At 37.3% G+C, this 14,368-nt stretch carries 9 protein-coding genes; 3 read left to right on the forward strand and 6 right to left on the reverse strand.

The genetic code is table 11. The features are described 5' to 3' along the window. Window positions 1–33: 33 nt before the first annotated feature. Both MKY46_RS20800 and MKY46_RS20805 read right to left on the reverse strand, forming a co-directional pair. Entirely contained in the window at window positions 34–765 is a 732-nt protein-coding gene (locus MKY46_RS20800; RefSeq protein ID WP_036118980.1) for a hypothetical protein, read from the reverse strand. Next, complete coding sequence (locus MKY46_RS20805; RefSeq protein WP_101967020.1) at window positions 758–2,095, reverse strand: AAA family ATPase; 1,338 nt, start codon at window positions 2,093–2,095, stop codon at window positions 758–760. Before MKY46_RS20805 ends, MKY46_RS20800 begins: the two co-directional genes overlap by 8 nt. A 150-nt stretch (window positions 2,096–2,245) precedes the next feature. Here MKY46_RS20805 and MKY46_RS20810 point away from each other — a divergent pair, with 150 nt between their 5' ends. The 3 genes from MKY46_RS20810 (at window position 2,246) to MKY46_RS20820 (ending at window position 8,301) form a co-directional block, all read left to right on the forward strand. After that, window positions 2,246–2,710: a hypothetical protein gene (locus MKY46_RS20810; RefSeq protein WP_036118983.1), complete on the forward strand. Its 465-nt coding sequence runs from the start codon at window positions 2,246–2,248 to the stop codon at window positions 2,708–2,710. Between the two features lie 539 nt (window positions 2,711–3,249). Continuing rightward, window positions 3,250–4,998 (forward strand): methyl-accepting chemotaxis protein, encoded by a 1,749-nt coding sequence (locus tag MKY46_RS20815; RefSeq protein ID WP_036118985.1) that lies wholly within the window; start codon window positions 3,250–3,252, stop codon window positions 4,996–4,998. 135 nt (window positions 4,999–5,133) lie between these two features. Further along, the gene (locus MKY46_RS20820) at window positions 5,134–8,301 is read left to right on the forward strand and encodes an amino acid adenylation domain-containing protein (RefSeq protein WP_340835309.1); all 3,168 of its coding nucleotides are present in this window, start codon (window positions 5,134–5,136) and stop codon (window positions 8,299–8,301) included. An 878-nt stretch (window positions 8,302–9,179) separates the two neighbouring features. Here the strand turns inward: MKY46_RS20820 and MKY46_RS20825 are convergent. The 4 genes from MKY46_RS20825 to groL all read right to left on the reverse strand — a co-directional run bounded on the left by MKY46_RS20825 (window position 9,180) and on the right by groL (window position 14,349). Further along, window positions 9,180–10,190 carry an ABC transporter substrate-binding protein gene (locus MKY46_RS20825; RefSeq protein ID WP_036118989.1) on the reverse strand — a complete coding sequence of 337 codons (1,011 nt, stop codon included), beginning with the start codon at window positions 10,188–10,190 and terminating at the stop codon, window positions 9,180–9,182. Window positions 10,191–10,200: 10 nt separating this feature from the next. After that, window positions 10,201–10,962 (reverse strand): ABC transporter ATP-binding protein, encoded by a 762-nt coding sequence (locus tag MKY46_RS20830; RefSeq protein ID WP_036118991.1) that lies wholly within the window; start codon window positions 10,960–10,962, stop codon window positions 10,201–10,203. A 4-nt stretch (window positions 10,963–10,966) separates the two neighbouring features. Continuing rightward, a complete protein-coding gene (locus MKY46_RS20835) occupies window positions 10,967–12,046 on the reverse strand; it encodes a FecCD family ABC transporter permease (protein ID WP_036118993.1) in 1,080 nt (359 codons plus the stop codon). A gap of 671 nt (window positions 12,047–12,717) precedes the next feature. Continuing rightward, window positions 12,718–14,349 (reverse strand): chaperonin GroEL, encoded by a 1,632-nt coding sequence (gene groL / locus MKY46_RS20840; protein ID WP_058843576.1) that lies wholly within the window; start codon window positions 14,347–14,349, stop codon window positions 12,718–12,720. Between the last annotated feature and the right edge of the window lie 19 nt (window positions 14,350–14,368).

The following is a 14,368-nucleotide window of genomic DNA, read 5'->3' on the forward strand; positions in this document are numbered from 1 at the left end:
GTAAAAACAGGTGACAAAACAAGTCACCTGTTTTTATTGTACATCCGTTTTAATCATTTCAAATAATAGTGGTACATTCGTACCTCGTTGCAATGAATGGCAACCTTCCATTAAAAACGACCAACTTTTCTTTATTTTTTCCCTATAAGGTAGCTCTGAACTAACCGGGAGATAGGCTCTCAAATATTCTTCAATTGTGCCAGATAGATTGTCCATAAACGCATCAGCTTTTTGTATTTTTTCTGTTGGGATTTCATTGCGCTCATCCCATAAAACATGCTCTAAATTCGTAGAGAAATAAAACAATTGATAAGGTACTTTCATACGATTAATGCTAAAATGGTCGTTGGCAATTAAAATTTTAGCATTCTTCGCTTTCATATCATTACGTTGTTCAATTTGTTCTTTACGCTTAGCTGACTTCACTAAAATAGCATCCTCAGTATAAAATAAATTTTGCTCAATTTTCTCATCTACCTTGACACATTCCGGTGCAATAAAGCAACCATCCGTATCTGTAATATGAACGACAGCAGTTAAATCATTTGCTAAAAATTTATATTTTTCAAGATAGCTTTGGATTACTCGTACCACACTATTTTTAATATTCGGGATACGTTTATGGGCATCCCATTTTGTCAAAATATCTTCACGTTGTACATCAAAACGTATGGTTGAATTCGCAAAGTGAGCATCTAAATAATCCTCTAAAATAATTTGCTCCGTTTGTCCTTCCACAATGATTAAGAGTACCTTTTTAGTCATACTGAACACCCGCTTTACGAAAAGCACGTTTAATTTTAAATGTTTTGGTTTCCTTATAGACATCTTCATCCTGTCCACCAAGTTGAATAGCACGTAAGTAGACATCTCTAGCATTATTTACTTCTTTAATGCCTTTTAGCTGCATATAGCGGTGATTTTCATTTGTCGTTGTAAACCATAAGTTTTTAATAGCTAGCACCTCTAACACACGTAGATTATGGGATGTAAAAATAAGTTGTCCTTTTCCATCCTCATCTATCACTGTTAACAACTCACCCAACAAATATTCAAATACTCCCGAATCTAATTCATCAATAACCACACAGGCATTCGGATTATTGTAGACAGCTATCAATACACTAAGAACAGAAATGATCTTTAAAATCCCCTCAGACTCTGTTCGCAGCGGTAATTCCCTCTCTCCACGCTGTGATAAAAATTCAAAACGAATTCCCGGCTCACCATTATCCATCATTTGCTTTGTAATCACATTAATTTTAATAGTTAGACCTGGAATAATAGCCGTTAACACACGGTTACTTTGCTCAATTACTTCACATAATGCATAGAATGCATCCTCTCGTAATATTGCTGGTCCCTTTAAATCGTAAGGTATTAGACCTCTCGTTTTCTCTAAATGAATACTAAACGGCATGATCCGTTCTTCAAATAATGGTGCTATATTTTGATTATTAACAACATGTAAGTCTCTATTAAAATCAACCGCAATATTTTGAAGTAGTTGCATTTCTTGCTCCGAAAGTCGTTCCTGTAACAATGGCTTTACATCTTTATGGAATAGAAATGACATATATTGCTTTCTTGCTAACTGTTGAATAACAAGTAATTGGATACGTGCCTGCTCACTTAAATCAGCCAGTTTTGATTGACGAATTCGGACGTCCTTCTCTGTTACAGCTACTAATATCTTTGAACGCTTCCCTTTAGCATTTTCTCGATAGCTAAGACGTTCCAGCGTTGTATATAACCGATGCTGATCCTCCTGTAGCTCCACATAGTAATTTACATAAAACGTCCCAAATTGATTTTCAACTAAAAATTCGACATCTATGCAGGCTGTTTGCTCACCTGCTAAGATAAGTCGTTTTTCTTGTGAGGGTAGTTTCACTTCAGCAAGCCAACCCGATATAAGTGTCTTTAATATTTCAAATGCATCCACAATGGTTGTCTTTCCAGAGCCATTCTGTCCATACAGCCCTACAACATTTGCTTGTAGAAATGTCTCAAAATTTACTCCTAGTACAATTTCGCCTTGTCTTACATTTCGCAAATTTTGTATGTTCATCTTTTTTATTTTAATAATCGCCATTTGCTAAACATCCTTTTAACCTTTTTCCTTATTATAATGAAAATTGTTATATTTTATAACAATTTCAACCTTAAGTATCGACTAGCCTAAAGCCTATGGCAATTATCGCAATAGGCATATGTTAGAAAAAATGAAGAAAGGTGTGTTTCATTGGTTTATCCTAGATTAGCTCCTGATGATTTTAACAGTCAATTTCGCCCAGGTATGAAAATATGGGTAACACTCCCCACAGGTACTTATGCAGGTACATTGATTCGAACATTTGGCACGGGAGGAAGAACAGCTGAAATCCAGCTAGATAACGGTCAAATAGTGACTGTGGATGTTAGTCAAATTACTGCCGCAGGTACAGGTACACCACCTGGTAGTTCCTATCCTCCGCCATATCCACCACCCTATCCACCACCTTATCCGCCACAACCATACCCTCCACGTCCATATCCGCCACAACCTTATCCACCGCAACCCTATCCTCCACGTCCATATCCACCACAGCCCTATCCGCCGCAACCTTATCCACCACGTCCAGGAGGGCAATATCCCGGTTTCCCACCACCATTAATACCAGGATTGCCTAATATTTTACCAGGTATCTTTGGTAATCCTCGACCATAGCCAATTAGAAAAGGTTATTTCTTTGTTCATCTTTGAATAAAGAAATAACCTTTTTTTCATTTTATTCCCATAATAAAAATGACAGAAAACCATAGCATTCTCAATGCATATCAGACATTACAAAATAAGTAAAAAGCCCTAACAAGGAGTTGAAAAATAGGATATCCACCAAATTTTTAATTCAATTGAAATCGACTAGTTCCAAGCAAACTTCTTTTTTATACTAGTAATCGTTCTAGTTTTTGTAAAAATACAGACTAAAATACAAAATAGACAGACTAAAAAACTAAATTCCATTCTTTAATTTTATAAATCTAGACTTTAAATAGTAAGTTTTCTGGGTTGTGAATCAATTTTTTTGGCAGTATAGTAGTTTAATGTTAGGGGATAAATAGATTACTTTGCATTCATAAATATTTAATATGCATCTGGACTTCTACGAATAACATCACAATCTTCAATGTGCAGTACATTGACTAAATTATCCATTTCTTATCCTTAGCTTGAAATATTTGTTATATCATATTAGGAGGAAAAGTATGAAAAAACGCAAGAAGCAGCATATGTCCATTAGCAAAAAACTAACCGTAATAATGGTAAGTATTTTATTATTATTTGGTTTAGTTACTTTAGGCCTTTCTTATTATATTGTCAGAAATAGTAATTTAACAGATATGGATCAATCGCTCTCTGACAAAGGCATGATCTTAGCAAAAACGATTGATATCAATACGTTGAAATCAATACTAGATAATCCAACAAACAGTAACTCCGACGCCTTAAAATTAACAAGAGAAATGGATGCGATCAATGACAATTCTGATAGCATTACCAATCTATTTTTAATTACGGTTAATGGAGAAAATATTAATGCACCTGTTCTTTCATCTAGTATACTAGAACTAGGTGCTGAATATAATCAAGATATGATTGCTATGGGTTTATCTCCCGATTTCCTAGCAAGAATCAAAGAGGTTTTTAACACAAAAAAAGCAACAGCAACAGATATTTATAGCGATGAGTTTGGTAGCTACAAAACGGGCCTCACACCCATTTTAGATGAAAATGGTGATATGTTGGCTGCATATGCCATTGACTATGACGTATCGATGGTAACTGGAAAAGCCATGTCTGAAGCTCTATGGACATTATTAGTCACTGTTATTTTCTTAATTGGTTCATCTATTGCTGTATACACTCTTTTGAGAAAAAAATTAACACCAATTCAACAGCTTTCCTTACAATCTAAAAAAGTAGCAGAAGGTAATTTAGAGCTTGAACCATTATCCGTTACTTCTACAGATGAAATAGGAACGCTCACACAAAACTTTAACTTAATGATTGAAAATCTAAAAACTGTCATTAAAAGTACAACAAACGTTTCTGCTCGTGTGTCAAACACAGCCAACGTTTTATCGGCAAATATGCAGGAAGCTTCCGATTCTTATAATAATGTAGCTTCTTCTATGCAAGAAATTGCGAGTGGTGCGGATCTCCAAGTTCAAAAGGCAAAAGAGAGTACGATTACTATTGAAGAAATGAGTATTGGTATCCAACGCATTGCGATGACATCCAATCAAATTTCAGAATCCTCTATCTTAGCATCAGAGGAAGCTGAAAGAGGTAATGAATCGACAAATAAATCAGTTGCACAAATGAATGCGATTAGTAAAGCTGTAAATCAGTCTGCTGCTTCTGTTAAATTACTTGGCGATCACTCCAATAAAATTGAAGAAATTGTGGGCATTATTACGGGAATCGCTTCCCAAACAAATTTACTGGCATTGAATGCAGCCATCGAAGCTGCCCGTGCTGGAGAAGCTGGTAGTGGGTTTGCAGTGGTTGCTGACGAGGTACGTAAGCTTGCTGAACAGTCTGAGGCATCTGCACGGGAAATTTCTACACTTATTTCTCATATCCAGCATGATACAAACGAATCTGTCAATATCATGGTTCACGCTGTAGAAGAGGTCGATCATGGAATTGTTATGATTAATGATTCAGAAAAATCATTTAGCCAGATTCTAACTTCCATTCATCATGTAACAGGACAAATTCAAGAGCTTTCTGCTACGATTGAAGAAATGGCAGCTGGTATGGAAGAAGTAACATCTGCTGTTAAAGATATGGAAGACTTCTCTATCAATTCAAAAGACAATACGAGAGCAGTTGCCGCAACTTCTGCCTCTCAGCTGAATACCGTACAACGAGTTTCTGAAGAAGCTCAAGTATTATCCGAGTTATCTGATGAACTATTAAATGTTGTTAATACCTTTGTAGTGAAATAAAAAAGCGAAAGGGCTGCTCTTATCAGGAGATGTATGTCCGTTAGAATTCTGAGAATGATTCATTTTCTGTGGAACTAATGGCATAAACACTCCTTCATAAGTGTCTGCCCTTTTCTAAAATAGGAGTTGTCATGATTGAATAATAAACGAGAATTTGATGTATACCCATTAGAGAATAATACGCATTCTTATGAGCCACAAACTCTACCATCCAATCGTACACAACTGTTGAACGAAGAAGATTTACTAGCCTATCAAACTTTAAACCAAACATTAGCTGACTACGATCAAAACACCACAATACCTGACGTATTTTATCAGGCAGCACAACAGTTTGCTGAACGCATTGCATTGTCCTTTGAAAATGGTAAGATGACCTACCATCAGCTAAATGAACAATCCAATCAAGTTGCTCACATGCTAATAGCAAACGGTCTGCAAAAAGGAAACTATGTGGCAATCGTTATGGAACGAAGTAAAGAAACAATCATCAGCCTTTTAGGTGTCCTGAAAGCTGGTGGTGTATATGTTCCTATTGATCCAAGCTACCCGAAAGAACGGTGTCAGTATCTATTAAACGATACAGGTGCCCCGTTTATTCTAACGAAAAACGAACATACAGCATTACTGAATGATTTCATACATAATGATTCCCAAACACGTACAGTGTTAACGATCAACCAATCAGAAAAAGGCTACTCACAGGAAAATCTAACTTGTGAAATACATCCATCCGACCTAGCCTATATTATTTATACTTCTGGTTCTACGGGCAAACCAAAAGGGGTTATGCTTAAACATGAATCTGTTATTAATTTGATTACAGATAATCAAAGAATCTACCATTCAACACAAGACGATGTATATTCTCAGTTTATCTCCTATAGTTTTGACCCATCAGTAACAGAGACTTTTACCGCTTTCTTTTCTGGAGCAAGGCTTCATATGCTAACAAGTGTGGAACGTCTATCGATTGAAGCATTTGCTGATATGATTGGTCGTGAGCAAGTAACCGCTGCCACTGTACCCAATGCTTTCTTTACACAGCTAGCAACACATTTACCTGTAGAATACCGAGAAAAACTGACAACACTAAACTACCTATCTGTTGGTGGCGAAGCTCTATTACCTGCTGTCGTTCAAAAATGGCATGAAAAATTTGGATTAACTACAGAAATTATTAATCTTTACGGACCAACTGAATGTACAGTATTGTCCTCTTACTTCAAGATAAAGGATTCTATAATAGATAAACAATCCAGTATTCCTATTGGCAGACCAATCGCTAATTATGAGATGTATGTTGTTAATGACGATGAGCAGCTTTGCCCAGTTCATGAAACTGGAGAATTATGTATTGCAGGTGCTGGTTTAGCAGCAGGCTATTTACATCAGCCAGAAAAAACGGCTGAGGTATTTGTACCTCATCTATTGAAGCCAGAACAAAAAATGTATCGTACAGGTGATTTAGTTCGCCTATTACCTAGTGGTATTATTGAATTTGTTGGGCGCAAGGATTCACAAATCAAAGTAAGGGGCTTCCGTATTGAGCTTGGAGAAATTGAAACGGTGTTAAGCAATCATCCTAACATTCAGGAAGTCGTAATCATTGCGAAGAAAAAGTCCGATGGTAACAATCATTTATTTGCCTACTATACAGTGACTAGTGGTATACAACTTGAGGAAGATATTTTAAGAGACTACCTGTCAACTCTTCTACCAGATTATATGGTGCCTGAGCGTTTTATAGAATTGCCTGAAATGCCGCTTTCTCCTACAGGAAAAATCGATCGAAAACAACTAGCATCACTGGAAGTGGTTTTATCGCGTAGCCATGCATACAGCGCACCCCAAAATAATATACAGCAGCTGCTAGCTATCGCATGGGAAAAGGCACTTGGTATCGAGCCAATAGGCATTCACGATAATTTCTTCCATATTGGAGGTCATTCATTAAAAGTGCTTGAAATTCTTGTACAAGTGAAAAAGCATATACCATTCTTAAAAATACAAGATTTCTTCCACTACCAAACGATTGCTGAGCTAGATCAATATATTCGTCATTATCAGCCGGAAGCTAATGACAATCAAGAGCAACCAGCTAATCTTGTTTTTAAGGATTTAATGGAGCCAAGTCCGCTGCAAGTCTCTCAAACTGTAAGACCCTTGCCAATGACGTCGGTATTATTAACAGGAGCTACAGGTTATTTAGGAAGCCATATATTATACGAGCTGTTAACAGTAACAAATGCACATATTTACTGTCTTATTCGACCAGGTGCCCATGCAACGATTGAGGACAAGCTAATGGATAGTATGCAATTTTACTTTGGCAACGATCTTGTTCATCCTATGAAAGAGCGTGTCACAGTTATCCCAGGCGACTTAGGAAAGCAACAACTTGATTTATCTGATGAAGCTGAACAAATGTTGCTGGAAAAAATCAATGCAATCATTCATTGTGGTGCAGATGTACGTCATTTTGGTGCGGCTGACCATTTCAATAATGTCAATGTGAATGGTACTCGCCATTTGCTTGAAATAGCTAAACGAAAACCGGGTATGCATTTCCATTATGTATCAACAATTGGTATTCCAGAGGAGTTAGCTGCCATTCAATGGGGCTCAAATGAGGCAAAAGGTAATTTTAATTACGATGTGAAGCTTAATAATGTGTATACCCAAAGTAAGCTAGAGGCGGAAAATCTTGTTCGAAATGCTGTAAATGATGCCATTCCTATTTCCATTTATCGTGTAGGAAATTTAAGTTGTCACTCTGAAACAGGCAAATTCCAACGTAATATTGATGACAATGCCTTTTACCGTATGATTAAATCGATGCTTTATTTAGGTAAAACACCTACTGCACAATGGCATGTTGACTTTACTCCTATTAATTATGCGAGCCAAGCACTCGTTTCTCTGGCGAGTCAGCCAGCAGCAAACGGTCATGTCTTCCATTTATGTAATCCTGTATCGCTTCCTTATTTAGAATTAATCGACATGATTAAGGAATTTGGCTATGATCTATCAATCGTTTCAGCACAGGAATATACAAATTGGCTATTGCATAGTGAGCATACAAAAGAAGCACAGGAATATTTATCGTTAGCCATTGCTCAGCTTGAAGGTGATGGAGCTGGTGATTCCCCGTTTATTTTCAATTGCAAAAAAACACTAGAATTTTTAGTCAATACGAAAATTGAATGTGCAGTACCTAATACAGCCTTTATTCACAGAATGATTCAATATGGAATAGATACAGGCTACTTCCCTGCTCCAAGTCAAGTCAACATAAGATAATCAAACAGGATATACAGCTATTTGCATATCGTTAACACTAACAGAGTGGGATACTTTTTTTAAGTACTCCCTTCTGGTGTTTAACGAAAATTTAAGAAATACAGGCTTTTGCAGGATCAGCAATGAGCATTGCTTGGTTGGGCATGTGCTATAAACCTCATTTGTTTGATACCATTAATATTAAGCGAGCCAAGAAAGAACTTTCTAGCTCGTTCTCGATTCACAACATCCTTTATCCATCTGCCGAAACAATTACAATGTTTAATAGAGAGCTGCTTCCATTGCTATAACAAAAAGGAGGAGAAATTAATAATTTCTCCCCCTTTCATAGTGTTGAAAAACAAAACCATCCATAGAATTTATGTGAAAGGTGAAAATGGATTTCCGTTGCAGGCTACTTGCTTTCCTGTGGGCGAGCGCCGAGCCGCTTCCTCTGCTACCGCTTCGTGCAGGGGCTCGCCTGTCTCGCTATTCCCACGGGAGTCAAGTAGCCTTCCACTCCAATCCATAAAATAAAAATGTTCACTTTTTAGCAAAGGTTCAAGTGAAGGCATTCACTACTCTTTTATGGAGGGGTGTTGTCACACATCACTTCTCCACATTGAAAATAAGAGGCTATCCTCTCTTATAATATAAATAATGGGCTATTTTGTTCAGGAAAAGACACTTTTGCAGAATGGTTGATTGGAGTGGAGCCAGCGTCACTCCTAGGGGATTTAGCGTCACAGAGGAGACCCTGGAGCGAACGCAGTGAGTGAAGCGGCTCATCGGACGCCCCCTGGAAAGGAGGCTGGCGGAACGGAAATCAACCCCTCGCCTTACAAAATTGCTTATTATACCGTTGACATTACCTTTTTTAAGTTGTCTAATCGACTCTCTTATTTAAATAAGTCTGGATACATCTCTTTTGCTAATGCTTCCATTCCATCTATTGTGTTGTAGCCATAACCAAACATGTAATTATAATCTACGATATAAATTTGTTTATTTTTAATAGCTTTCATGCTTGAAAGTTTAGGATTTGCATAAATTTCTTCGCGTACTTTTGTTAGATCAGAACCATCCCAGTTAGGAAGAATTAATACATCTGGATCTGCTGCAATTAATGTTTCAACACTTACATCGCCTGTTTCATCTTTGAAAATGTTATCTAATTTAACCATTTTGAATGCGTCATTGAAGAATGTTTCATCGTGAGCTGGGTATACAAAAAGCTCTTTTGGATCATTTGTATGCAAATAAGCAAAAGTTTTTTCTTCTTTAATACTTTCTAATTTTGAAGAAATGTTTTGTTGTCGCCCTTTTAATTCTTTAATAAAGCTATCCGCTTTGTCTTGCACTTTGAAAATTTTACCGATATTTTCGATATCTTTGTAAATAGAATCATATGTGCCACCTGTTACAGATGATTCTAAAACATATGTTTTAACGCCCATTTCATTAAGTGAGTCTACTGTCCCTACGCCCCATTCAGCATTATCAAATAAGCCACCGCGACCAAATACAAGATCAGGATCAGTTCCTAATGTAACCTCTTTCCCTACATACTCATCACTTAAAATATTTAACTTAGCGTATTCTTCTTCTACAGATTTATCGACTGCACCAAAGTTTGCACCGACACCAACGATTTTATCACCTAATCCTAAATGTAATAATAATTCTGCTGCTGGGCGTGTATTAGCCATAATTCTTTCAGGTGCTTTATCGAATACTTGATCTTTCTTTTCCCACGTTGAGCCTCCCTCAGCCTTTGCAAAGTTAGCAACTGTCAGTGGATAATAATCTTTTGTTTGTGTTTCCTCAGCTGTATTTTTTGATGTGTTACCACAAGCTGTTAATGTTAATAAAGCTGCTAAACCAATTCCTAATAATAGTTTTTTCTTCATGATTTTCCTCCTATAGTCCATATGCAAAGCCTAATCCGTTTGTCACTGGATTAGTAAACGTTTGACATTTAATATGATATAAAGCTTCTATTGTTTCCGGTGTTAAAACCTCTGCTGGTGTGCCATGCGCATAGATTTCACCATCTTTGACCGCATAGAGATAATCACAGTAATGGGCTGCCATTTCTAAATCGTGAAGCGCTGCTAAAACACCGATGTTTAAACTTCTAACACAGGATAGTATTTCGATTTGATAACGAATATCTAAATGGTTTGTTGGCTCATCCAAAATCATAAATTTAGGCTGCTGAGCAATCGTTCTTGCTAAAATAACTCGTTGCTTTTCGCCACCAGATAGTGAAAGAAAACTACGCCCTCTATAGGATTGTAAGTTCGTACGCGTTAACGCCTCTTCCACTATGTCAAAATCCTTTTGGTTATCTGACTCTAGCATTTTTTTATGAGGTGTTCTGCCTAACATCACCATTTGCTGTACCGTTAAATCAAAATGCATTTCATTGAATTGCCCAACTACACCTAAGTGCTGAGAAATCTTTTTTTCAGGACTCTTCAAAACATCTAAATCATCTAAAAAAACCATCCCTTTTTGAGGCACAAGGCTTTTATAAATACTTTTCAACAAAGTTGACTTTCCGCATCCGTTTGGTCCGATTAAGCCCACAAATTGTTGCTTATTCACATGAATGGATATGTTTTTTACTATTTCCTTTTTGCCGATCTTTACCTCTATTTCCTTTGCTACTAATTCCATTGTTCTACCCTCCGAAGTTGTAACCTTTTTTTACAATCATATAGATAAATAATGGCGATCCAATGACAGAAGTAATGATACCAATTGGTAATTCAACATTTTGGATTAATGTTCGAGACAGAATATCCGCCCAAATCATGAAAAGACCACCTAAGAGCAATGTTCCTAACATTAATCGTTTATGGTCTGCTCCAAAAATGCCTCTCGTGATATGTGGAATAATTAAACCAACAAAACCGATCATACCCGCATAAGCAACCATTGTTCCTGTAATGAGCGAAGTAAGGATCATGTACAATTTGCGATAAGCACTTAGATTGATACCTAATGTGATAGCTGATTCATCTCCAAGTAGCATTGTATTTAGCACACGATGTTGGAAAAGGAATAACGCAGCCCCTAGCACAATCACAATTGTTAAAATCGGTGTTTTATCCCAGCTAGCAGAGGCCAAGCTTCCCATAGACCAAAACGTAACGGTTTTAATGCCCTCAGCATTATTCGCAAAAAAGATAATAAGACTTGAAAAAGAACTACATAATGCTCCAATGACAACACCTGATAAAACAAGTTTGACTGATGTCGCTTTACCACCAATGCTGGATAAGATCAGCACTGCCATAGAGGTAATCATCGCCCCTGCAAATGCTCCAAAGGCTACCCCAAACTGTGCCAACAATGCACTACTTCCAAAACCAACTAGAATGGCAAAGGTTGCACCCAATGACGCCCCTGAAGAAATACCAAGTATGTATGGATCAGCAAGGGGGTTTTGTACAACCGCCTGCATGACAGTCCCGCATAGTGCAAGTCCAACGCCAATCAATAATGCAAAAACCACACGAGGCATTCTGACCTGTAAAATAATATTCAAGTAGGATTCACTATCCACACTATCAAGCGAGCCAAGCTTCCCGTTGGATATAGTATGTAGCAAAATATCCATTGATTGCTTAAAAGGTATGCTGACTTGTCCTATTGATACAGAAAAAACGGCAGATATTAAAATGGCGCCTATTAAAAGCAAGATAATAACATAATAAATATTGCCCATTCCTATTCTGTTAGCTTCCTGATTATCCAAGATTTCACCTCTATCTAACAAACTATTAGTTAATGATAACGATTATCATTTTCATTTTGTATTGTAAGTGATAATCTTTTGAAAAACAACAGGAAAATTTTTAATTATAGATTATTCATACATTTAGTAGATGAATAATCCACTAATGGCGCTTTCATTCACTAAAATTATTTTTTCGTTGAGCATCACAACAATAAGTTTAGAAATCCCATTTATTATATAGAAGAGAAAATTTAGGAATTTCTAATTAACTAAATATAATCAACAATTAAATGCGAAAATGCTCGCTTTTATTTTTAACTATTGGTCTGTTTTATTTGGTTTATGATTATCTCATTGTTGAACTAGAGGAATTAGCTATAGGAGAATTGCAATTGGAATCCCCCTCGCCTAACTACCTTGACTAAAGGTTAGGCAACAGGAAAATCAGTAATCGATGATGGAGGTAAATTTAAACAATTTATTGGAGCTATGATGAAATCACCCTGCTGTTAAATGGATCATCGACTATAAATAGAGCTCATTGGAAAAAGGGGACTGAATGGGACAAATATAGAGCGATATACTTGTTACAAGCGCTGTACATTTAAGCTATTCATTATAAAAACCACTTCCCATAAAGTTATGGAAAGTGGTTATGTTTAGTCAAAAATTTTAGCTGAAACTAAAACTTACATCATGCCTGGCATACCGCCCATGCCGCTCATATCTGGCATTGCTGGTGCTGCTTCTGGAATATCTGCTACAACTGCTTCTGTTGTTAAGAATAGCGCTGCAACTGATGCTGCGTTTTGTAGAGCTGAACGAGTTACTTTTGCTGGGTCCACTACGCCTGCTTCCATCATGTTTACCCATTCGCCAGTAGCTGCATTGAAACCAATGCCAACTTCTTCACGTTTTAGGCGATCCACGATGATTGAACCTTCAAGACCAGCGTTATTAGCGATTTGGCGAACTGGTTCTTCTAAAGCACGTAAAACGATTTTCACACCTGTAGCTACGTCGCCATCTACTGATTCAGCTGCTTTTTCCACTGCTGCATAGACGTTAAGAAGGGCTGTACCACCACCTGATACGATACCTTCTTCAACAGCAGCACGAGTAGAGTTTAGGGCATCTTCAATACGCAGTTTACGTTCTTTAAGCTCAGTTTCTGTTGCAGCACCAACTTTGATAACTGCTACGCCACCTGCTAATTTTGCAAGACGTTCTTGTAATTTTTCTTTATCGAATTCTGATGTTGTTTCAGCAAGTTGTGCACGGATTTGACCAATGCGTCCTTCGATTGCGTCTGCACCGCCAACACCTTCAACGATTGTTGTATTGTCTTTTGTTACAACAACTTTTGCTGCACGTCCAAGTGAAGAAATATCCGCTGATTTTAGGTCTAAGCCTAATTCTTCAGTAATTACTTGACCACCAGTTAGGATAGCGATATCTTCAAGCATAGCTTTACGACGATCACCGAAGCCTGGTGCTTTTACTGCTACAGCATTGAATGTACCACGAAGCTTGTTCACAACAAGCGTTGCAAGTGCTTCACCTTCCACGTCTTCAGCAATGATTACTAATGGACGACCTTGTTGTACCACTTGTTCTAATAATGGTAATACTTCTTGAATGTTTGTAATTTTTTTATCAGTAATTAAAATGTATGGGTTATCAAGAACCGCTTCCATTTTATCTGTGTCAGTTACCATGTAGTGTGAAGCATAGCCACGGTCAAACTGCATACCTTCTACTACATCAAGTTCTGTTGTGAAGCCTTTAGATTCTTCGATTGTAATAACGCCGTCGTTACCAACACGCTCCATTGCTTCAGCGATCAGTTGTCCAACTTCATCATCTGCAGCAGAAATAGCAGCAACTTGTGCAATTTCTTCTTTATTGCTTACTGGACGAGAAATAGCGTGTAATTCTGTAAGTGCAGCAGCAACTGCTTTATCAATACCTTTGCGGATACCTACAGGATTTGCACCAGCCGTAACGTTTTTCAAGCCTTCACGAATAATTGCTTGTGCTAATACTGTTGCTGTTGTTGTACCGTCACCAGCGATTTCATTTGTCTTAGAAGCAACCTCTGCTACTAATTTTGCCCCCATGTTTTCATATGGGTTTTCTAGCTCGATTTCTTTAGCGATTGTTACACCATCATTTGTAATAAGTGGTGAACCGAATTTTTTTTCTAAAACAACATTACGCCCTTTTGGTCCTAATGTTACTTTTACTGTATTCGCTAATTTATCTACACCTTGTAACATTAATGAACGAGCGTCTTCTGAGAATTTAATATCTTTTGCCATGAGAATTTACCCTCCTGAA

It is taken from the genome of Lysinibacillus sp. FSL M8-0355 (assembly GCF_038008985.1).
GTDB lineage: Bacteria > Bacillota > Bacilli > Bacillales_A > Planococcaceae > Lysinibacillus > Lysinibacillus fusiformis_D.